Raw genomic sequence first — 18220 nt, forward strand, 5'->3', positions numbered from 1 at the left:
CCAGAAGACGGCTCAGGCAGGCCGCACAAGCACGTGCTTTTTCTTGCCCACTGAAAGCTTTGCGACGTTTTCCGGACTCAAATCCTGAGGCGTCACCATCCGCCGGTCGTCCGCCACCGGCTGGTCGTTGAGGCGCACGGCGCCACCCTGTATGTGACGCCTTGCCTCGCCGTTGGACCCGGCAAGGCCCCCGCTGACCAGCAGCGACAGGATGCCGATGCCGGCTTCCAGCGCGGCGCCGTCCACTTCCACGGTCGGCAGCGTTTCGGCTGTCACGCCTTCCTCGAAGGTCTTGCGCGCGGTCTCCTCGGCTTGTTGCGCCGCCTCGCGGCCGTGCACGATGGCCGTGGTTTCGGTGGCCAGCACCTTCTTGGCCTCGTTGATCTCCGAGCCGCCAAGGGCGGCCAACCGCGCGATCTCCGAAAGCGGCAGCCGGGTGAAGATCTTCAGGAAGCGCTCGACGTCGGCATCCTCGGTGTTGCGCCAGTATTGCCAGAAATCATAGGGCGAGAAGAGGTCGCCGTTCAGCCACACCGCGCCCTTGGCCGATTTGCCCATCTTGGCGCCCGACGATGTCGTCAGCAGCGGCGTGGTCAGCGCATAAAGCTGCGGCCTGCCCATGCGGTGGCCGAGATCGACGCCGTTGATGATGTTGCCCCACTGGTCCGAACCGCCCATCTGCAGCCGGCAGTCGTGGCGGCGGCTGAGCTCGACGAAATCATAGCCCTGCAGGATCATGTAGTTGAATTCGAGGAAGGACAGCGACTGTTCGCGCTCGAGCCGCAGCCTGACGCTGTCGAAGGTCAGCATCCGGTTGACCGAAAAGTGGCGGCCGACATCGCGCAGGAACTCGACATAGTTGAGCTTCATCAGCCAGTCGGCATTGTTGACCATGATGGCGTCGTTGCCAGTGTCGCCGAAGCGCAGGATGCGGCCAAAAATTCGCTTGATGCCCTCGATGTTGGTGGCGATCGCCTCGGGCGTCAAAAGGCTGCGCTGGTCGTCACGGAAGGACGGGTCGCCGATCATCGAGGTGCCGCCGCCCATCAGTGCGATCGGCCGGTGGCCGGTCTCCTGCATCCAGTAGAGCATGGTCGCCGATATCAGATTGCCGATGTGCAGGCTGGTCGCCGTGGCGTCGTAGCCGACATAGGCGGTCACGGTTTCCTTCGCGAAAAGTTGATCCAGCCCGGTCTCATCCGAAATCTGGTGGATGAAGCCGCGCTCGCTCATGACGCGCAGGAAATCGGACTTGAAGGCGGGCATTGTTTCTTCCTGAAAGCGCCGGGTCCGAACGGCCCGGCATGGCCTGAACGCGGGCGTTTAGCATCCAAGCGCGTCAAGCAAAAGTGGTTTCCGATTTTGCGCCGGCATGGACAGCCTATTCTGCACTGCCGCGCATGCTTGCTTCATCCTGTCGGCTGGCGTAATGAGGCGCCGCGCCAACGGGTTCGATCCGCTGGAACGGCACCGCACGGCATCCACCGAATGCCATATCTTGTGACAGAGCCCGACGCGATATGCCGGACGCATTGATATCCATCGTCATTCCCTGCCGCAACGAGGCGGCGAACCTGCCGCTGCTGATCGACGAGATCGAGGCGGCGATGACCGGGCGCGACTTCGAAATCATCGTCGTCAATGACGGTTCGACTGACGACACCGCTTCGGTGCTTGCCGCTGAAGCCGCCACACGTCCGTTTCCGCTTCGGCAGCTTCGGCACGAAAAATCCGCCGGCCAGTCGCTTTCGGTGCGCTCGGGCGCCTGGGCGGCGCGCGGCTCGATAATCGCCACCATCGACGGCGACGGCCAGAACGACCCGCAATATATCCCCGTGCTGGTCGATGCGCTGCGTCGGGCAGGGCCCGATTTCGGCGCCGCGCAGGGGCAGCGGTTGAAGCGCCGCGACAGCAAGATCAAGCAATTGGCATCGCGTTTCGCCAACTGGCTGCGCGGCGCGATCCTGCATGACGACACCCGCGACACTGGCTGCGGCTTAAAGGCGATCCACACCGATATCTTGCGCAAACTGCCGTTTTTCGACGGTACGCATCGTTTCGTTCCGGCGCTTGTCATCCAGGAAGGCTACCGCGTCGTCCATTGCGACGTCGTCGACCGCTCCCGCCGCCACGGCAAGTCGAATTACGGCATCTTCGATCGCGGCCTGCAGGGCGCGCTCGATCTCGCCGGCGTCTGGTGGCTTCGGCGCCGGCGCCGCAGAATGCCAAAGGTAGAGGAAATCACGCATGGCTAACGTGTTTCAGGAATTGGCGACCTGGCTGCACCAGGTTTTCGTCAAGCAGTTCGACGCCTGGGTTCTGCTCGGCTTCGTTGCCCAGTTCTTCTTCACCATGCGCTTCCTGGTGCAGTGGATCGCTTCGGAAAAGGCCAAGCGCAGCGTCGTGCCGATCGCTTTCTGGTTCTTCTCGCTGTTCGGCGGCGGGCTGCTGCTGGTCTACGCCATCCAGCGTGAGGATCCGGTTTTCATCGCCGGCCAGGCCATGGGCATGGTGATCTATGTCAGAAATTTATGGCTCATCGCCAATGAGCGCAAGGCGGCGATGACCAAGGTCGACTGAGCCACCAGTCCCGCCAAATCCAGTCTGTCCGGTGTCGAAATGAGCAGGAACTACATCTTTCTCTTCCTGTTCAGCCTGATGATGACGGCGTCGGGACTGGCCTCTTTGCCGCCGCTCGACCGCGACGAGCCGCGCTTCGTCCAGGCGACCAAGCAGATGAGGGAGACCGGCGACTATGTCGACATCCGCTTCCAGGACGCGTCGCGCTACCAGAAGCCGATCGGCATCTACTGGCTGCAATCGGCGGCGGTGACGCTGAGCGGCGAGGGGGCACAGGCGCCGATCTGGATCTACCGGCTGATCTCGGCGCTGGGCATCGCCATCGCCGTCGTCGCAATCGCCTGGACCGGGGCCAATCTGTTCGGCGCCAATGCCGGTCTTGCCGCCGGCCTGGTCATGGCGGCGATTTTCGCCACCGCCTTCGAAGGCCGCGACGCCAAGACCGACGCGATGCTGCTTGCCTGCTGCGTTCTGGCGCAAGGCGCGCTGGCGCAGATTTATCTGGCATCGCGCCGCGACGAGCCGGTCGCCGGCCATCTGCCGTGGATTTTCTGGGCGGCGCAGGGGGCGGCGATCCTCATCAAGGGGCCGATTGCACCGCTGCTGTCGGCGCTGACGGTGCTCACGCTGGTTGCCTTCGAGCGCGATTGGTGCTGGCTGACAAAGCTGAAAGCGGCGCGAGGGCTGGCTCTGGTTCTGCTCATCGTGCTGCCTTGGCTCGCCCTCATCACCTGGAAGAGCAACGGCGCCTTCCTGCAGCAGGCCGTCGGCAAGGATATGCTCGGCAAGGTCGCGCAAGGCGAGGAGTCGCACGGCGTTCCGCCGGGCTTCTACGTGCTGACCTATTGCCTGTTCATGTGGCCGTTCGGCCTTGTGGCGCTCGGCGCTGGACTGCAGGCGCTCAACCGATTGCGCGACGATCCGCGCCTGCGTTTCTGCCTCGCCTGGTACGTTCCGTTCTGGCTCGTCTTCGAATTGATCCCGACGAAACTGCCGCATTATGTGCTGCCGGCCTATCCCGGCATGGCCCTGCTCATCGGCTGGCTTTTGACGCTGACGCCGCAAGAGGCAAATGCGCCGCTCAGGCGCTGGCAGACATGGCTGTGGTGGGCGACCGCATTCGGCACCGTTCTGGTGACAGTCGGTCTCGCCGTGCTTTGCGTCGGTGCGCCGATCTATCTCATGAAGACATTTTTATGGTGGAGCGTTCCGGCCGCCGCGGCAGCATTGGGCGCCGGCTACCTCGCTGTTTCGCGCCAGACGCTGGTGCCGCTGGTCCGCATCGGCGGGGCTGCGGTTTGCGCCGGTATAACCTACGCCCTGCTGTTCGGTGTCATCGTGCCGTCACTGAAACCGATTTGGATGAGCCGGGAAATCGAGGCGGCGGTTCGCGCCGATCGTCCCTGTGAGATGAGCGTGCTCGCCTCCGCGCAATATCACGAACCGAGCCTGGTATTTCTGGTGGGCACAAAGACGGTACTGACCGATGTCGACGGGGTTGCGCAACATCTGCTTGGCGATCCGGCCTGCGCGCTGGGCCTGGCGCCGGTCGGCGATCAAAAACGGCTGGATGACCTTCTGGCAGGGCAAGGCAAGAAGGCCAGCCGCGTCGCCGAGATCGACGGCATCAACTATTCGTCAGGTGATAGATTGTCGCTCGGCCTGTACCGTGTGGCGAACTAATAGCTCTTCGATGATCGCGCCGAGCTCCGCATGTTGATGAAGTCGCCATCACCGGCGCGTGCCGCTATGCCTGCCATGCTCCGGCAGTCTGTCGATAATTTCCGCGATACTTTCGGGATTGTACGGCATCGCCTGGCGACGCGCCCGGCGCGCTACCCGAAAATCCTGTGGTCGGTCTGGGTCGTGGCCTGGCTTTTGCTGACGGTCGCGGTGTCGCTCCGTTTCGACCATCTTGCGGGCACCATGGCGAGGCAGTGGGCTTCAGGCTCGACCAATGTCTTTCGCATCGCCGCGTTTTTTACCTTCTTCGGCCTAGGCGGCTGGTATCTTGTCCCGTCGGTACTGGTGCTGATTGCCGCGAATCTGACGGATTGGCGCAGCCTTTCCCGGCGCGCGCGGATGACCTTCTACAACTGGACCTGCTTTGCTTTCATGGTGCTGGGTTCGATCGCACTCTCGGCCATGGTCGTCAACGTGCTGAAATATGGCGTGGGCAGAGCCAGGCCAATGAATTTCGACAAGCTCGGCGATCTGTCGCTGCATCCTTTTTCCATGGAGGCGCGCTTTGCCAGCTTCCCATCCGGCCATGCCACGACCATGGGTGTCATTTTCGGCATTGCGCTGCTGTTGTTGCCCCAGCGCAGATGGGTGCTGCTGGCTGCAACCTTGTCGGTCGCATCGACCCGGATCTTTATCGGCGCGCACTATCCGAGCGACACTGTCGCCGGCTTCGGCCTTGGCTGTGCTGTTGCCATCGTCTGCGCGATGGTGCTTGGCCGGCTGGGATGTATCTTTCGCTACACGGCGTCGGGGTTGCCCGTGGCAAAAACTACGTTCCGCCTATTCCGTCGGGCTCGCAAACCAAACCAAAACGATGCGCCGAGACAAGACGAATTTCCGCATTGGAGCAGCGCCGGCAAGCAACTGAATTGCTGACGCCTTTGGAACCATCTAAGACCACCCCAGCTAGCTGTCGATGCCACCCCAGCTCCGCACCAGCCGAGCCATGTCAGGCGCGCTGGCGGCGTCCTTCTCCAGCCCTTCGGCGACACCGACGCGGTCGGCGACAGGCCGGTTCTGGCTGACTTTCCACTTGCCGCTGATTTCGGCGATCTCGATCTCAAGCCCGATGATGCCCTTGATCTGCGACTGGATGAAGGTCGGCGGCGCATCGGTCACCGCCCAGGGTGCCTCGCGGGCGCCTTCCTGCGACAGCGTCAGCTCGGTGATCTGCTGTGCGATCCAGGCGGAATCCTCGATCACTCTTACCGTTCCTCGCACCTGGACAATGGCGTAGTTCCAGGTCGGCACGACCTTGCCGGTCTCGCGCTTGGTCTCGTACCAGGACGGCGTCACATAGGCGTCGGCGCCCTGGAAGACGACCAGCACCGGCGATGTCGGATTGTCGGCCAGCTGACGCCATTGCGGGTTGGCCCTGGCCAGATGGGCGCGCAGCCGGCCATTCGGCCCAACCTCTGCATCAAGCAGGAAGGGAATGGCATTGGCGACCGGGCCATCGGCGCCGTTGGAGATCAGCAACCCCAGCGGATGCGTCCGGATCAGCCCGTGCAGGACGTCCGGCCGCGTTTCCTGGAAATGGGGAGGCTGGTACATGATCGGTCATGCCTTCTTGCGCTGGCTGAACCGGCATTGTGCACCGTTCAGCCGAGCCGCGCCACATGTCAGGCTGGCTTCACCGTTTGGATCAGCCGAAATGGCATTGTCGCGCCCATGATGGGCACGACTGTGACGGCATCGGACCGGGAGTTTTTGTTTTGACGCAATTCCGGACGGAAAACCCGTTTACACTTTTCCTGGAATTGCTCTTAGCGCAGCCGCTTCGGCCGCGGATCGGACAATTCGCCGGCCAGCCGTCGGTCGAGATAGTCGGCGCATTCCTCGAGCAGCAGATCGGCGTCGTTGGCGAAGAAGTGGTTGGCGCCTGGCAAGGTCTTCTGCGTGATGGTGATGCCCTTTTGCGTGTGCAGCTTGTCGACCAGGCCCTGCACATCCTTGGGCGGCGCCACCTTGTCGGCATCGCCATGGATGATCAGACCCGATGACGGGCAGGGCGCCAGGAACGAGAAATCATAGGTGTTGGGCTGCGGCGCGATCGAGATGAAGCCCTCGATCTCGGGCCGGCGCATCAGAAGCTGCATGCCGATCCAGGAGCCGAAGGAATAACCGGCCACCCAGCAGCTCTTGGAATCCGGATGCAGCGACTGCACCCAGTCGAGCGCTGCGGCGGCATCCGACAATTCGCCGGTGCCGTGGTCGAATTCGCCCTGGCTGCGGCCGATGCCGCGGAAGTTGAAGCGAAGCGTGGTGAAATCGCGCTTCTGGAACATGTAGAAGAGGTCATAGACGATCTTGTTGTTCATCGTGCCGCCGAATTGCGGATGCGGATGCAACACGATGGCAATCGGCGCGCTCTTCTCCTTGGAAGGCTGGTAGCGGCCCTCCAGGCGGCCGGCCGGACCGGTGAAAATGACCTCAGGCATGAAATACTCCAAATGGCATACGAATGCGCGGCGCCCGGAACAATTCTTACTCCAGCCCCAGCCCTTCCGGGCCTTGACGCAGGGCAAGCGTCTTCTTAGAAGCTAGTTTAGAATTGTTCAAAACTGGATAGCCAGCCGTGACGGCCCGGCCATCCTCGCCGCAAGCCGCGTAAATAGGACGTCTTGCCTTGCAATTTCAAGGAAATAACGCGCTATCCTTGCGGAAAGGGTCTTGACGGGATCGATTGGGTGAAAATGGCCGCAGCACGCGCCTATCTCGACTACAATGCCAGCGCGCCGCTCATTACCGAGGCGCGCGAGGCGATGATTGCCGCGCTCGATCTCGTCGCCAATCCGTCGTCGGTGCATGCCGAGGGGCGCGCGGCGCGGCGCCTGATCGACACTGCCCGGCGCGATGTGGCAGCACTTGTCGGCGCCAAGGCCGAGCATGTTGTCTTCACCTCGGGCGCGACGGAAGCCGCATCAACGCTGCTGACGCCGGATTGGCGGATGGGCCGTGTCACGGTGCGCATGAGCCGGCTCTATGTCTGCGAGGCCGACCACCCTTGCCTGTTGAACGGCGGCCGCTTCCCGGCAACACAGGTTTCGCGGATCGGCGTCGACGCCGATGGCATTGCCGACCTCGCTCAGCTGACAGCCGCTCTGGCCGCGCATGACAAGGCCGAAGGCCTGCCGTTGGTCGCGATCCATGCCGCCAACAACGAGACCGGCGTCATCCAGCCGATCGAGGCAATCGCTGCAATCGTCAAGGCGGCGGGCGGCATTCTGGTGGTCGACGCGGTGCAGGCTGCGGGCCGCGTTCCCATCGACATGTCAGCGGCTTACGCCGACTATTTGATTCTGTCTTCGCACAAGATCGGCGGCCCCAAGGGCGTCGGTGCCATCGTTGCGGCAGCCGATCTGATGATGCCGAAGCCGCTGATCAATGGCGGCGGCCAGGAAAGGGGCCATCGCGGCGGCACCGAAAACTTGGCGGCCATCGCCGGCTTTGGCGCTGCGGCGCGGCAGGCTTTGGCCGGACTGAACCATGTCGATACGCTTGCGCACCGCCGCGACGAAGTCGAAACCATCATCAAAACACTGGTGCCGGACGCAGAAATCTTCGGATCCGGCGCGCCAAGGCTTGCCAACACGACATTCTTCGCTATTCCCGGCGTGAAGGCCGAGACGGCGCAGATCGCGTTCGATCTGGCCGGCGTTGCGCTGTCGGCGGGATCGGCCTGTTCGTCGGGCAAGGTCGGGCCGAGCCATGTGCTGAAAGCCATGGGTTACGGCGACAGCCTGGGCGCTTTGCGCGTGTCCATCGGCCACGCAACGAGTGCCGGGGATATCGAACTGTTCCGTGCTGCGCTGGCCGGTATTGCCCAGCGCCGGGCGGGCAGGGAACAAGCCGCCTGAGGCGGCGACAAAGAATTCAGGCCTCGCGGCCTGGTAGAGCCGTGCGTTTGCAAGTGGCCGGGTGAATTCCCGGCCGAGACGCACTATATGAAACTTACGCCGCCTTCGGCGCCTCATGGGCAGCCCTCGGCGATGCCATAGTTTGAAAACTGTCGGGCCTTGACCCCGGCGTGGATGGAGAACGCTTATGCCTGCTGTGCAGGACACGATCGATCGGGTCCGAAAGATCGACGTCGACCAGTACAAATACGGATTCCAGACAGAGATCGCGATGGACAAGGCCCCCAAGGGCCTGAGCGAAGACATTATTCGCTTCATCTCGGCCAAGAAGGATGAACCGTCCTGGATGCTGGAATGGCGTCTGGAAGCCTATCGGCGCTGGCTGACGCTGGAAGAGCCGACCTGGGCGCGCGTCCATTATCCGAAGATCGACTTTCAGGACCTCTATTACTACGCGGCGCCCAAGAGCACGCCCGGCCCGACCTCGCTGAGCGACGTCGATCCCGAGCTGTTGAAGGTCTACGAGAAGCTCGGCATTCCGCTGCGGGAACAAGAAATCCTCGCCGGCGTGCAGAAAACCGACGTCTCCGATCTCGAGGAGCCCAGCGACAACGTCTACAAATCGGGCCGTGTCGCGGTCGACGCGGTGTTTGATTCCGTTTCCGTCGTCACCACGTTCAAGAAGGAACTGGCGCAGGCCGGCGTCATCTTCTGCTCGATCTCGGAAGCCATCCGCGAGCATCCGGAGCTGGTGCAGAAATATCTCGGCTCGGTCGTGCCGACATCCGACAATTTCTACGCCACGCTGAATTCGGCTGTCTTCACCGACGGCTCGTTCGTCTTCGTGCCCAAGGGCGTGCGCTGCCCGATGGAGCTGTCGACCTATTTCCGCATGAACGAGAAGAACACCGGCCAGTTCGAGCGCACGCTGATCATCGCCGAGGAGGGGGCTTACGTCTCCTATCTCGAAGGCTGCACGGCGCCGCAGCGCGACGAGAACCAGCTGCATGCCGCCGTCGTCGAACTGGTGGCGCTCGACGATGCCGAGATCAAATATTCGACGGTGCAGAACTGGTACCCCGGCGATGCCGAGGGCAAGGGCGGCATCTACAATTTCGTCACCAAGCGCGGCGACTGCCGCGGCCACCGTTCGAAGATCTCGTGGACGCAGGTCGAGACCGGTTCGGCGATCACCTGGAAATATCCCAGCTGCATCCTGCGCGGCGACGATTCCTCCGGCGAGTTCTATTCGATCGCTGTGTCGAACGGCTACCAGCAGGTCGATAGCGGCACCAAGATGATCCATCTCGGCAAGAACACGTCGAGCCGCATCATCTCCAAGGGCATTGCCGCCGGCTTCTCGCAGAACACCTATCGCGGCCAGGTCTCGGCGCACCGCAAGGCGACCAACGCCCGCAACTTCACCAATTGCGATAGTCTCCTGATCGGCGACCAGTGCGGCGCGCACACCGTGCCCTACATGGAAGCCAAGAACTCGACGGCGCAGTTCGAGCATGAGGCGACGACGTCAAAGATTTCCGAGGACCAGAAGTTCTACGTCATGCAGCGCGGCATCCCGGAAGAGGAGGCGATCGCGCTGATCGTCAACGGCTTCGTCAAGGATGTCATCCAGCAGCTGCCGATGGAGTTCGCGGTCGAAGCGCAGAAGCTTATCGGCATCAGCCTTGAGGGTAGCGTGGGGTGACAAGGGCGCGCAAACGCGAATCCGTGGAAAAACATGTCTATCTGCGGGATCGAGTGGATAACTGGGAAGCGGGCCTGGGCGTTGCGTTCTGGTTTTGCGCGATAGGGATAGTGCTGCTCGGCGCGGCCTACTCGCCGGATGGCTTTTGGCGAGGACTTTGGCAAGCCCTGACGCAGATGTAGAATAACCGGGCGTAGGCGCTCGGATAGGCAATGCGATGGACACTGGAAGGATAGCGACCCGCCAAGCGTTCAGGACCGTGCACAAGGCATGGGATTGAAACTGAACGTTTGAAAGGAAGTTGAAATGATGGATACGGTTCCGATCGTTTTTTACGCTTTGGTGTGCGGCGCGCTCTGCGCTGTCGCGCCCTCCATCCAGTCGACGCCGCGCCGGATGGCGGCGGGCGCCGTGACCGGGCTGGTCTCGGCAATTATACTGCCGTTTCTGCGCCACTTGGTTGATGGCTGAAGAGATGACCATGACGCTGTCTCGCGACGAGATCTGGTTTGCGGTTCGCTGGCGGCGGCTGTGGGCGGTTCGTCGCGAGGGCAACATCGCCACGATGAAATACGCCGCGGCCGCAGTAGCCTCGGCCCTGGTAGGCGCCGTTTTGGCGGCGTTCGTCCATCCGCTGGTCGGCCTTGCGGTTTTCGCGGTGGGGTTCGGCCTGTCCTTCTGGCGGTTCAAAACCCTGCAGCGCCGGCACACCGATTACACAGTCACCTACGACGATTATTTCAGAGAAAAGAACAATGCTTGAGATCAAGAACCTGCATGCCCGCATCGTCGATGACGGCACCGAGATCATCCGCGGCCTGAACCTGACGGTGAAAAACGGCGAGGTCGCTGCCATCATGGGTCCGAACGGCTCGGGCAAATCGACGCTGTCCTACATCCTCGCCGGCCGTGAGGACTATGAGGTCACCGAAGGCGACATCCTCTATAACGGCCAGTCGATCCTCGAAATGGATCCGGCCGAGCGCGCCACCGCGGGCATCTTCCTCGCCTTCCAGTATCCGATGGAGATACCTGGCGTCGCGACCATGGAGTTCCTGAAGGTGGCGATGAACGAGCAGCGCAAGGCGCGCGGCGAGGAGCCGCTAAAAATTCCGGAATTTTTGAAGCGGGTGAAAGAGGCGGCAGCCTCGCTCTCGATGGACATGGCGATGCTGAAGCGGCCGCTCAATGTCGGCTTTTCCGGCGGCGAGAAGAAGCGGGCCGAGATCCTGCAGATGAAGCTGCTGGAGCCAAAGCTCTGCGTGCTCGACGAGACCGATTCAGGCCTAGACATCGATGCGCTGAAGATCGTCTCGGACGGCGTCAACGCGCTGCGTTCGCCCGACCGTGCCATCATCGTCATCACCCACTACCAGCGCCTGCTCGAGCACATCGTGCCCGATAGCGTGCACGTCCTATACAAGGGCCAGGTGATCAAGTCCGGCGACAAGTCGCTGGCGCTCGATCTCGAAGCCAATGGCTATGCCGGCGTGATCGGCGAAGCCGCGTGAGACGCCAGAAGGCCATTTTATGCTGAAAGGCGGGGCAAAACTGATGAATATGCATACACAACCCCAGCGCACGCAGGCCGAAACGGCGTTGATCGACGCTTTCGGCGAGCGTCTGTCGTTGCTGCCGGGTGACGGCGCGGTGATGCTGAAGCGCGACGACGCCATCGAGGCGATCAAGCACGGGCTGCCGACGCGGCGCATCGAATCCTGGCATTACACTGACCTGCGCCGGCTGTTGACCGCGGTGCCGGCATTCGATCCGACGGCCGCCGCCAAAACGCTAACGCCCATCGTCGAAGGTTCCGCCGTGCTGGCGGTTCTGAACGGCGTCTCGAGTGCGAAATTCCCCGCGATCGAGGGCGTGACGATCCAGCGCCTGTCGGAAAAGCTGACCGACGGCTCGATTGCACCCGGCCTCGAGCCCTATGGCAGCGATGACGCCATCGGCGCGCTGAACACTGCTTTCGTCGCCGACGGCTATTTCGTCGACATCGCCGATGGCGCAGCACTGGAAAAGCCGATCGAATTGCAGAACCTGCAAGCCGGCGGACAGACCCATGTGCGCTTTCCCGTGCGTGTCGGCGCCGGCGCCAAGGCTGCGATCGTCGAGCGTCAGGCGGGCGAGGGCGCGGCTCTGGCCAGCTCCGTCAGCCAGCTGGTGTTGGGCGAGGGCGCCGAGGTGACCTGGCTGATCATCCAGGAACAGCCGGAAACGGCCACCCATCTGGCGCAGTTCAAGGCGCATCTCGGCAAGAATTCGAAGCTGACGCTGTTCTTCATGAATGCCGGCGGCAAGCTTGTGCGCCAGGAGATCGTGGTGAAGACCACGGGCGAAGGCGCCGATTTCAAATTGCGCGGCATCAACCTTCTGGCCGGCGACACCCACACCGACGTGACCATGGTGCTCGACCATGCCGTGCCGCATACGACATCGACGGAAGTGATCCGCAATGTGGTGACCGGCAAGGCGCGCGGCGTCTTCCAGGGCCGCATCAACGTCCACCAATACGCGCAGAAGACCAACGCTAAGATGGCCTGCAACACGCTGCTTTTGTCGGATGATGGCGAGTTCTCGACCAAGCCGGAGCTGGAAATCTTCGCCGACGACGTCATCTGCGGCCACGGCGCGACCGTTACCGAGATCGACCACAACCATCTGTTCTACCTGATGGCGCGCGGCATCGACGAGAAGAGCGCCCGTGGCCTGCTGGTCAAGGCGTTCGTCGCCGAAGTGATCGAGGAACTGGACGACGAAACCATCGTCGAGGCCCTGGAAACAAGGCTGGACGACTGGTTCGTGGCCCATGGGTAAGCACCTCTTTCCCTTCTCCCCTTGTGGGGTCCGAAGGACGGGCGAGGCAAGTGACTCGCCCCGGGCGGTGGCCGAGCGAAGCTCGGTCGGATGAGGGGCGAGTGACGGAGTGAGGCGTTGCCTCAAGAGAGCTTGTAATGGACCAGAAACTCGAAACCACCCCCTACGACGTCGAGGCGATCCGCCGCGACTTCCCGATCCTGTCGCGCGAAGTCTACGGCAAACCGCTGGTCTATCTCGACAATGGCGCCTCGGCACAGAAGCCGCAGGTGGTGCTGGATACGATCCAGCACGCCTATTCCCAGGAATACGCCAACGTCCATCGCGGCCTGCATTTCCTGTCCAATGCCGCGACCGACGCCTACGAGAAGGCGCGCGAGACGGTGCGCCGCTTCCTCAACGCGCCAAGCACCGACAACATCGTATTCACCTCGAACACGACCGCGGCGATCAACACCGTCGCTTACGGCTATGGCATGCCCAATATCGGCGCGGGCGACGAGATCGTTCTGTCGATCATGGAGCACCACTCCAACATCGTGCCGTGGCATTTCATCCGGGAGCGGCAGGGCGCCAAGCTGGTCTGGGTGCCGGTCGACGATCTCGGCATCTTCCGCATCGAGGAATTCGAAAAGCGCCTGACCGACAAGACCAAGCTCGTCGCCATCACGCATATGTCGAACGCGCTGGGCACGGTGACGCCGATCAAGGAGATCGTGCGCATCGCGCATTCGCGTGGAATTCCCGTACTTGTCGACGGCAGCCAGAGCGCCGTGCACATGCCGATCGACGTCCAGGACCTCGATTGCGATTTCTTCGTCTTCACCGGCCACAAGGTCTACGGGCCCTCCGGCATCGGCGTGCTCTACGGCAAGAAGGATATTCTCTCGGCCATGCGCCCTTTCATGGGCGGCGGCGAGATGATCGAGGAAGTGACGGAAGACGTCGTCACCTACAACGAGCCGCCGCACCGCTTCGAGGCCGGCACGCCGCCGATCGTCCAGGCGATCGGGCTGGGTGCAGCATTGGAATACATGGAAAAGATCGGCCGCGAGCGCATCGCCGCGCACGAGGCCGACCTCAAGACCTACGCGCACGAGCGGCTGCGCGCCATCAACTCGCTGCGCATCTTCGGCGACGCGCCGGACAAGGGCGCCATCATTTCCTTCGAATTGCAGGGCATTCATGCCCATGACGTGTCGATGGTGATAGACAGGCAAGGTGTTGCCGTCCGCGCGGGCACCCATTGCGCCCAGCCGCTGTTGAAACGCTTTGGCGTAACCTCCACATGCAGGGCATCGTTCGGCATGTATAATACCAGGGCCGAAGTCGACGCTTTGGCCGATGCGCTGGAAAAAGCGCGCAAGTTCTTCGGGTGACAGGTTCTTTGGATGACGACCATGGATGATGCGAGCCACACCACCGCGCCGGAAGCGGCCGTCAATCCGCTGGTTTCCGCCTCGGCCATTCCCGCCGACGAGTTGGCGCGGCTGACCGACGACATCGTCTCGGCGCTGAAGACGGTCTATGACCCGGAAATACCGGCCGACATCTATGAGCTCGGCCTCATCTACAAGATCGACATCGAGGACAACCGCGCGGTCAAGATCGACATGACGCTGACCGCGCCCGGCTGTCCGGTGGCCGGCGAAATGCCCGGCTGGGTGGAAAACGCCGTCGGCGCCGTCGAAGGCGTCTCCGGCGTCGAGGTCAACATGACCTTCGACCCGCCCTGGTCGCCCGACCGCATGTCGGAAGAGGCGCAGGTGGCGGTGGGCTGGTACTAGGTTGACTGAGGTTGGTGCACTTGCACCAGTGGTAAAACTTCACCATTTTAGGTGAGGAATCATTCGGCAGGCCTTGAACCTGCATGGAATGGAAGAGGAAAAAGAATGGGACGCTTCGCCGTCATCACGATGACCGAAAAGGCCGCCGACCGGGTGCGCGAGATCGTCGCCACGCGCGACAATGCGCATGGCATTCGCCTCGGCATCAAGAAGGGCGGCTGCGCCGGCATGGAATACACGGTCGACCTGGTGACCGAGCCCAATACCAAGGACGACCATATCGAACGCGACGGCGCGCATGTCTATGTCGCGCCCGAGGCTGCCCTTTTCCTGTTCGGCACCGAGATGGATTTCGAGCAGACCACGCTGCGCACCGGCTTCACCTTCCACAACCCGAACCAGAGTTCGGCCTGCGGCTGCGGCGAATCCGTCGAACTGAAGCCCGCCGACCTGAAGGCGCTGGCTGAGGCGCGCGCTTCGGCCTGATCTTCCTTCTCCCCGTTCACGGGGAGGTGAGGAATGGTCCGCGCAGCGGGCGAAAAGCCAATTGCTTGGCTTTTCGAATGACGAACGGCCGAAGGGCCGGATGAGGGGCAGCGCTGACCATCGGAAGTCGCGCTCCGCGCCTCCCTGCTTACTTCACCCACATCTTCGTCCGCTTGTGCCAGTCGGCGATCGATTCCTCGGGATAGACGTCGAAGACCTTGTCCTTTTTGCCGATCACCGGCTCGACCCAACTCGCCTTGTATTTCAACATCAGATGCACCTTCTCCGGCGGTTTCGGCAACTCGCTGTCGATTGCCGAGGCGAAGGGGTGGACCAGGTCCGGCCATGTCGGATCGTAGAGCCAGAGCGCCGAACCGCACTTCTTGCAGAAATCGCGCTCGCCCGTCGAAATCTCGCACTTTGGATGCTCGTCGTCCGCGATCTCGGCCTGGTAGACGCCGAGATTGCGCTTGCCCTTGATTTTCAGCGTCTTGTAATCGGCGCCGAGATTGATGGCGAAGCCGCCGCCGCCCTGCTGCTTGCGGCAGATCGAGCAGTAGCACAGCATGAACGGCACCGGCGTGTTGCTCTCCACCTCGAAATGGACGGCATCGCAGCGGCAGGATCCCTTGAGCAGCAGCGGCATGACAGAACTCCGACGGATGGCTCTCAACTTGCCAGCATGGTTTTTGGTTGCAGCCATGGCAAGCCCGGTGACATGATTGCGGCATGGACAATGAACGCATCGAAGAACTGTTCGAAGGCCTCGGCCCGGTCAGTATCCGAAAACTGTTCGGCGGCAAGGGTATCTATTTCGACGGCGTCATCGTCGCCATCGTGCTGCGCGGCGAATTGCTGCTCAAGGCTGACGAGCAAAGCGCGCCCGACTTCGAAGCCGCCGGCTGCAAGCAATGGACCTATACCGGCACCCGCCACGGCAAGCTGGTCGCGATGCCGTACTGGAGCATTCCCGACGACGCGTTTGATGATCCTGACGAGATGAGGGTGTGGGCGCGCCGGGCGTATGAGGCGGGACGAAGGGCGGGGAAGTGAACCGGGACCGCCGCGTTTCTTCCCACCCCCTCTGTCCTGCCGGACATCTCCCCCGCAAGGGGGGAGATCAGTTGTCACATTGGCCTTCGCCAATCACCAACGTTGAAAATGGGAGCCTGCGGCTAAGCTGTTAATCTCCCTCCTTGCGGGGGAGATGGCCGGCAGGCCAGAGGGGGGTGCTGTCCCGCCGACGTAGGCGATCCTACAGCGCCTTCGCAATCCTCGCCGCCAACCGCGCATTGTTCTCGACCAGCGCGATGTTGGTCTTCAAGCTCCGGCCGCCGGTCAGGTCGAGGATTTTGCCCAGCAGGAACGGCGTCACCGCCTTACCGGTCACATTCTGCGCCTCGGCCGCCTTCTGCGCGGCCTCGATATAGCCGGCCATCTCGTCGGCCGGGATTTCATCGTCCTGCGGCACCGGGTTGGCGATCAGCATGCCGCCGACCAGGCCAAGTGCCGCCCTGGTCTTGTAGAAATGCGCGATCTCTTCCGGTCTGTGCAGGGTCAGCGGCGCGCGGAACGGGGAATGCCGCGACCAGAAGGCCGGCATCGTCTCGCAGCCATGGCCAATCACCGGCACGCCGCGCGTCTCCAGCACTTCCAGCGTCTTTTCGATGTCGAGGATCGCCTTGGCGCCGGCCGAGACGACGATGACCGGCGTGCGCGCCAACTCGTCGAGATCGGCCGAGATGTCGAAGCTCTTTTCCGCGCCCTTGTGGACGCCGCCAATGCCGCCGGTGGCGAACACCTTGATCCCGACCATGTCGGCCGCGATCATGGTGGCGGCGACCGTGGTGCCGCCGGTGCGGCCTTGCGCCACCGCAAAGCCGAGATCGGCGCGCGACAGCTTCATGGCGTCGCCGGTCATCGCCAGCGACTCGCGCTCGCCGTCGGACAGCCCGATCTTGATGCGGCCGGCAACCACGGCGATCGTCGCCGGCACCGCGCCATTGTCCAGGATGATCTTTTCGACATTGGCGGCCATGGCGCCATTGTCGGGGTAAGGCATGCCATGGGTGATGATGGTGCTTTCCAGCGCCACGACGGGGCGGCCAGCGGCGAGCGCCTCGGCCACGGGCGCGTGGATGTCGATGAAGGGGCGGGCGCTTTGCGGTGTCATGATGGTCTCCGATCCGGAGATCCGCGCGTCCGCTTGGACGTCGCGCTCCGGCAATGGCAATTGGCCGCCCTCATGCCATTTCCTGTGCGTCGGGTACAAGAGCCAGTGCCTCGGTGAAGGTCGCGGCGGTGAAGGCCGGCACGGCATCCGAACTTTCGATGGCGAGCGTCGCCGCGGCAACGCCTTCGCGGAGGGCCTGGCGCAATGCCAGGCCGCGCAGCAGGGCAGCGATGGTGGCGCCGGCCAGCGCGTCGCCGGCGCCGGTGACGTCGGCGACTTTTCTCGGCGCCGGCGGCAGGATAGAGAAGGCGCCGGCTTCGTCGAATCCCAGCACCAGGCCGTCGCCCGCCGTCACCACGCCACTGGTGAGGCCGCTGCAGCGCAGTCCGTCGACGGTCTCGCGCTCGGTGGCATTGGCATCGACGCCGGCCAGCACCATGGCCTCGCGCCGGTTCATGAAGACCTGCGCGAGTTCCTTCAGCACCGGTATCAGCCGCACCACCTTGGCCGGCGAAATGGCGATGGCGAACACCGGCTTGCCGGCGGCGACCCCCACCAGCCGCTCCAGCGCCGTTGATGGCAGATTGGCGTCGCAGAGCACCGCATCGACCTCGGCGACCACCTCGCGCACCTTGGAGCGGCGGATCTGCTTGGGGAACGCCAAATCGTAGAGCGCCATATCGGCAAAGCCGGTGATCAGCTCGCCGTCGCGATCGATCAGCGCCGTGTAGCTCGGCGTGGTGCGGTCGAGGAACACCGCCGACAGATCGGCAATGCCGGCCTCAGTGATGGCGCGCGCAACCGTCTCGGCCGAGGCATCGCCGCCGCGCACCGACAAAAGCGAGGCCGAGACGCCGCGCCGCACGAGGCTGCGCAGCGCGTTGAAGACGCCGCCGCCGACATCCTCGCGCATCGTGCCGGGGTTGGACGCCGCCGGCACGTAAGCACCGGACACCTGACCGCGCCGGTCGATATGGGCGCCGCCCACCGCCAGTATTTTTGCTGATTTCACCATGTAGGCGATATGACCTTTGTTATTCGAACCAGACAAGCGCTAGGCTGT

20 protein-coding genes are annotated in these 18220 nt (G+C 62.9%); 14 read left to right on the forward strand and 6 right to left on the reverse strand.

Annotated features, from left to right (window positions below):
- Positions 1-12 precede the first annotated feature (12 nt).
- Positions 13-1266 carry a tyrosine--tRNA ligase gene (tyrS, locus tag NKK50_RS13020; protein ID WP_352543530.1) on the reverse strand — a complete coding sequence of 418 codons (1254 nt, stop codon included), beginning with the start codon at positions 1264-1266 and terminating at the stop codon, positions 13-15.
- Between the two features lie 254 nt (positions 1267-1520).
- Here tyrS and NKK50_RS13025 point away from each other — a divergent pair, with 254 nt between their 5' ends.
- From NKK50_RS13025 to NKK50_RS13040, 4 genes are read left to right on the forward strand one after another with little or no spacing between them, the layout of a single operon-like run.
- Positions 1521-2255 carry a glycosyltransferase family 2 protein gene (locus NKK50_RS13025; protein WP_023694104.1) on the forward strand — a complete coding sequence of 245 codons (735 nt, stop codon included), beginning with the start codon at positions 1521-1523 and terminating at the stop codon, positions 2253-2255.
- Positions 2248-2580, forward strand: a complete 333-nt coding sequence (locus NKK50_RS13030; RefSeq protein ID WP_023669132.1) for a lipid-A-disaccharide synthase N-terminal domain-containing protein — start codon at positions 2248-2250, stop codon at positions 2578-2580. Before NKK50_RS13025 ends, NKK50_RS13030 begins: the two co-directional genes overlap by 8 nt.
- A 39-nt stretch (positions 2581-2619) precedes the next feature.
- Positions 2620-4263: an ArnT family glycosyltransferase gene (locus tag NKK50_RS13035; RefSeq protein WP_352543531.1), complete on the forward strand. Its 1644-nt coding sequence runs from the start codon at positions 2620-2622 to the stop codon at positions 4261-4263.
- Positions 4264-4293: 30 nt separating this feature from the next.
- Positions 4294-5199 (forward strand): phosphatase PAP2 family protein, encoded by a 906-nt coding sequence (locus tag NKK50_RS13040; RefSeq protein ID WP_352543532.1) that lies wholly within the window; start codon positions 4294-4296, stop codon positions 5197-5199.
- Between the two features lie 30 nt (positions 5200-5229).
- Here the strand turns inward: NKK50_RS13040 and NKK50_RS13045 are convergent, their stop codons facing one another.
- Both NKK50_RS13045 and NKK50_RS13050 read right to left on the reverse strand, forming a co-directional pair.
- On the reverse strand, positions 5230-5877 hold the full coding sequence (locus tag NKK50_RS13045; RefSeq protein WP_352543533.1) for an FMN-binding negative transcriptional regulator: 648 nt from the start codon (positions 5875-5877) through the stop codon (positions 5230-5232).
- Positions 5878-6089: 212 nt separating this feature from the next.
- Positions 6090-6764, reverse strand: coding sequence for an alpha/beta hydrolase (locus NKK50_RS13050; protein ID WP_023669128.1), 675 nt, complete (start codon positions 6762-6764; stop codon positions 6090-6092).
- A 255-nt stretch (positions 6765-7019) separates the two neighbouring features.
- Between NKK50_RS13050 and NKK50_RS13055 the strand changes: the two genes are divergently transcribed.
- The 9 genes from NKK50_RS13055 (at position 7020) to sufA (ending at position 14984) form a co-directional block, all read left to right on the forward strand.
- On the forward strand, positions 7020-8183 hold the full coding sequence (locus NKK50_RS13055) for a cysteine desulfurase family protein (protein WP_023745964.1): 1164 nt from the start codon (positions 7020-7022) through the stop codon (positions 8181-8183).
- A gap of 187 nt (positions 8184-8370) precedes the next feature.
- Complete coding sequence (sufB, locus tag NKK50_RS13060; protein WP_023706434.1) at positions 8371-9888, forward strand: Fe-S cluster assembly protein SufB; 1518 nt, start codon at positions 8371-8373, stop codon at positions 9886-9888.
- Between the two features lie 306 nt (positions 9889-10194).
- The gene (locus tag NKK50_RS13065) at positions 10195-10359 is read left to right on the forward strand and encodes a hypothetical protein (protein WP_156033695.1); all 165 of its coding nucleotides are present in this window, start codon (positions 10195-10197) and stop codon (positions 10357-10359) included.
- 4 nt (positions 10360-10363) lie between these two features.
- Positions 10364-10651 carry a hypothetical protein gene (locus NKK50_RS13070; protein ID WP_155923560.1) on the forward strand — a complete coding sequence of 96 codons (288 nt, stop codon included), beginning with the start codon at positions 10364-10366 and terminating at the stop codon, positions 10649-10651.
- The gene (gene sufC / locus NKK50_RS13075) at positions 10644-11399 is read left to right on the forward strand and encodes a Fe-S cluster assembly ATPase SufC (protein WP_023684862.1); all 756 of its coding nucleotides are present in this window, start codon (positions 10644-10646) and stop codon (positions 11397-11399) included. Before NKK50_RS13070 ends, sufC begins: the two co-directional genes overlap by 8 nt.
- Before the next feature lie 43 nt (positions 11400-11442).
- Complete coding sequence (gene sufD / locus NKK50_RS13080) at positions 11443-12711, forward strand: Fe-S cluster assembly protein SufD (RefSeq protein WP_023700862.1); 1269 nt, start codon at positions 11443-11445, stop codon at positions 12709-12711.
- A gap of 137 nt (positions 12712-12848) precedes the next feature.
- Positions 12849-14090: a cysteine desulfurase gene (locus NKK50_RS13085; protein WP_023748560.1), complete on the forward strand. Its 1242-nt coding sequence runs from the start codon at positions 12849-12851 to the stop codon at positions 14088-14090.
- Between the two features lie 21 nt (positions 14091-14111).
- On the forward strand, positions 14112-14498 hold the full coding sequence (locus NKK50_RS13090; protein WP_023669122.1) for an SUF system Fe-S cluster assembly protein: 387 nt from the start codon (positions 14112-14114) through the stop codon (positions 14496-14498).
- A gap of 105 nt (positions 14499-14603) precedes the next feature.
- Complete coding sequence (gene sufA / locus NKK50_RS13095; protein WP_013532156.1) at positions 14604-14984, forward strand: Fe-S cluster assembly scaffold SufA; 381 nt, start codon at positions 14604-14606, stop codon at positions 14982-14984.
- Positions 14985-15132: 148 nt separating this feature from the next.
- Here sufA and NKK50_RS13100 read toward each other — a convergent pair whose 3' ends face one another.
- Positions 15133-15630, reverse strand: a complete 498-nt coding sequence (locus NKK50_RS13100; RefSeq protein ID WP_352543534.1) for a GFA family protein — start codon at positions 15628-15630, stop codon at positions 15133-15135.
- Positions 15631-15713: 83 nt separating this feature from the next.
- Between NKK50_RS13100 and NKK50_RS13105 the strand changes: the two genes are divergently transcribed.
- Complete coding sequence (locus NKK50_RS13105; RefSeq protein WP_023669120.1) at positions 15714-16037, forward strand: TfoX/Sxy family protein; 324 nt, start codon at positions 15714-15716, stop codon at positions 16035-16037.
- A gap of 202 nt (positions 16038-16239) precedes the next feature.
- Here NKK50_RS13105 and NKK50_RS13110 read toward each other — a convergent pair whose 3' ends face one another.
- Positions 16240-17157 carry a pseudouridine-5'-phosphate glycosidase gene (locus NKK50_RS13110; RefSeq protein ID WP_023834174.1) on the reverse strand — a complete coding sequence of 306 codons (918 nt, stop codon included), beginning with the start codon at positions 17155-17157 and terminating at the stop codon, positions 16240-16242.
- A gap of 70 nt (positions 17158-17227) precedes the next feature.
- A complete protein-coding gene (locus NKK50_RS13115; RefSeq protein WP_023834173.1) occupies positions 17228-18172 on the reverse strand; it encodes a carbohydrate kinase family protein in 945 nt (314 codons plus the stop codon).
- Between the last annotated feature and the right edge of the window lie 48 nt (positions 18173-18220).

It is taken from the genome of Mesorhizobium sp. M0001 (assembly GCF_040324255.1).
Classification (GTDB): Bacteria; Pseudomonadota; Alphaproteobacteria; order Rhizobiales; family Rhizobiaceae; genus Mesorhizobium.

Excerpts from the sequence above, each read along its gene's own strand:
- tyrS (WP_352543530.1), bottom strand. The coding sequence starts at position 1,266 with ATGCCCGCCTTCAAGTCCGATTTCCTGCGCGTCATGAGCGAGCGCGGC.
- sufB (WP_023706434.1), top strand. The coding sequence starts at position 8,371 with ATGCCTGCTGTGCAGGACACGATCGATCGGGTCCGAAAGATCGACGTC.
- sufC (WP_023684862.1), top strand. The coding sequence starts at position 10,644 with ATGCTTGAGATCAAGAACCTGCATGCCCGCATCGTCGATGACGGCACC.
- NKK50_RS13030 (WP_023669132.1), top strand. The coding sequence starts at position 2,248 with ATGGCTAACGTGTTTCAGGAATTGGCGACCTGGCTGCACCAGGTTTTC.
- NKK50_RS13025 (WP_023694104.1), top strand. The coding sequence starts at position 1,521 with ATGCCGGACGCATTGATATCCATCGTCATTCCCTGCCGCAACGAGGCG.
- NKK50_RS13070 (WP_155923560.1), top strand. The coding sequence starts at position 10,364 with ATGACCATGACGCTGTCTCGCGACGAGATCTGGTTTGCGGTTCGCTGG.
- sufD (WP_023700862.1), top strand. The coding sequence starts at position 11,443 with ATGAATATGCATACACAACCCCAGCGCACGCAGGCCGAAACGGCGTTG.
- NKK50_RS13085 (WP_023748560.1), top strand. The coding sequence starts at position 12,849 with ATGGACCAGAAACTCGAAACCACCCCCTACGACGTCGAGGCGATCCGC.
- NKK50_RS13045 (WP_352543533.1), bottom strand. The coding sequence starts at position 5,877 with ATGTACCAGCCTCCCCATTTCCAGGAAACGCGGCCGGACGTCCTGCAC.
- NKK50_RS13090 (WP_023669122.1), top strand. The coding sequence starts at position 14,112 with ATGGATGATGCGAGCCACACCACCGCGCCGGAAGCGGCCGTCAATCCG.
- NKK50_RS13100 (WP_352543534.1), bottom strand. The coding sequence starts at position 15,630 with ATGCCGCTGCTGCTCAAGGGATCCTGCCGCTGCGATGCCGTCCATTTC.
- NKK50_RS13035 (WP_352543531.1), top strand. The coding sequence starts at position 2,620 with ATGAGCAGGAACTACATCTTTCTCTTCCTGTTCAGCCTGATGATGACG.
- NKK50_RS13065 (WP_156033695.1), top strand. The coding sequence starts at position 10,195 with ATGATGGATACGGTTCCGATCGTTTTTTACGCTTTGGTGTGCGGCGCG.
- NKK50_RS13055 (WP_023745964.1), top strand. The coding sequence starts at position 7,020 with ATGGCCGCAGCACGCGCCTATCTCGACTACAATGCCAGCGCGCCGCTC.
- NKK50_RS13050 (WP_023669128.1), bottom strand. The coding sequence starts at position 6,764 with ATGCCTGAGGTCATTTTCACCGGTCCGGCCGGCCGCCTGGAGGGCCGC.
- NKK50_RS13040 (WP_352543532.1), top strand. The coding sequence starts at position 4,294 with ATGTTGATGAAGTCGCCATCACCGGCGCGTGCCGCTATGCCTGCCATG.
- NKK50_RS13105 (WP_023669120.1), top strand. The coding sequence starts at position 15,714 with ATGGACAATGAACGCATCGAAGAACTGTTCGAAGGCCTCGGCCCGGTC.
- NKK50_RS13110 (WP_023834174.1), bottom strand. The coding sequence starts at position 17,157 with ATGACACCGCAAAGCGCCCGCCCCTTCATCGACATCCACGCGCCCGTG.
- NKK50_RS13115 (WP_023834173.1), bottom strand. The coding sequence starts at position 18,172 with ATGGTGAAATCAGCAAAAATACTGGCGGTGGGCGGCGCCCATATCGAC.
- sufA (WP_013532156.1), top strand. The coding sequence starts at position 14,604 with ATGGGACGCTTCGCCGTCATCACGATGACCGAAAAGGCCGCCGACCGG.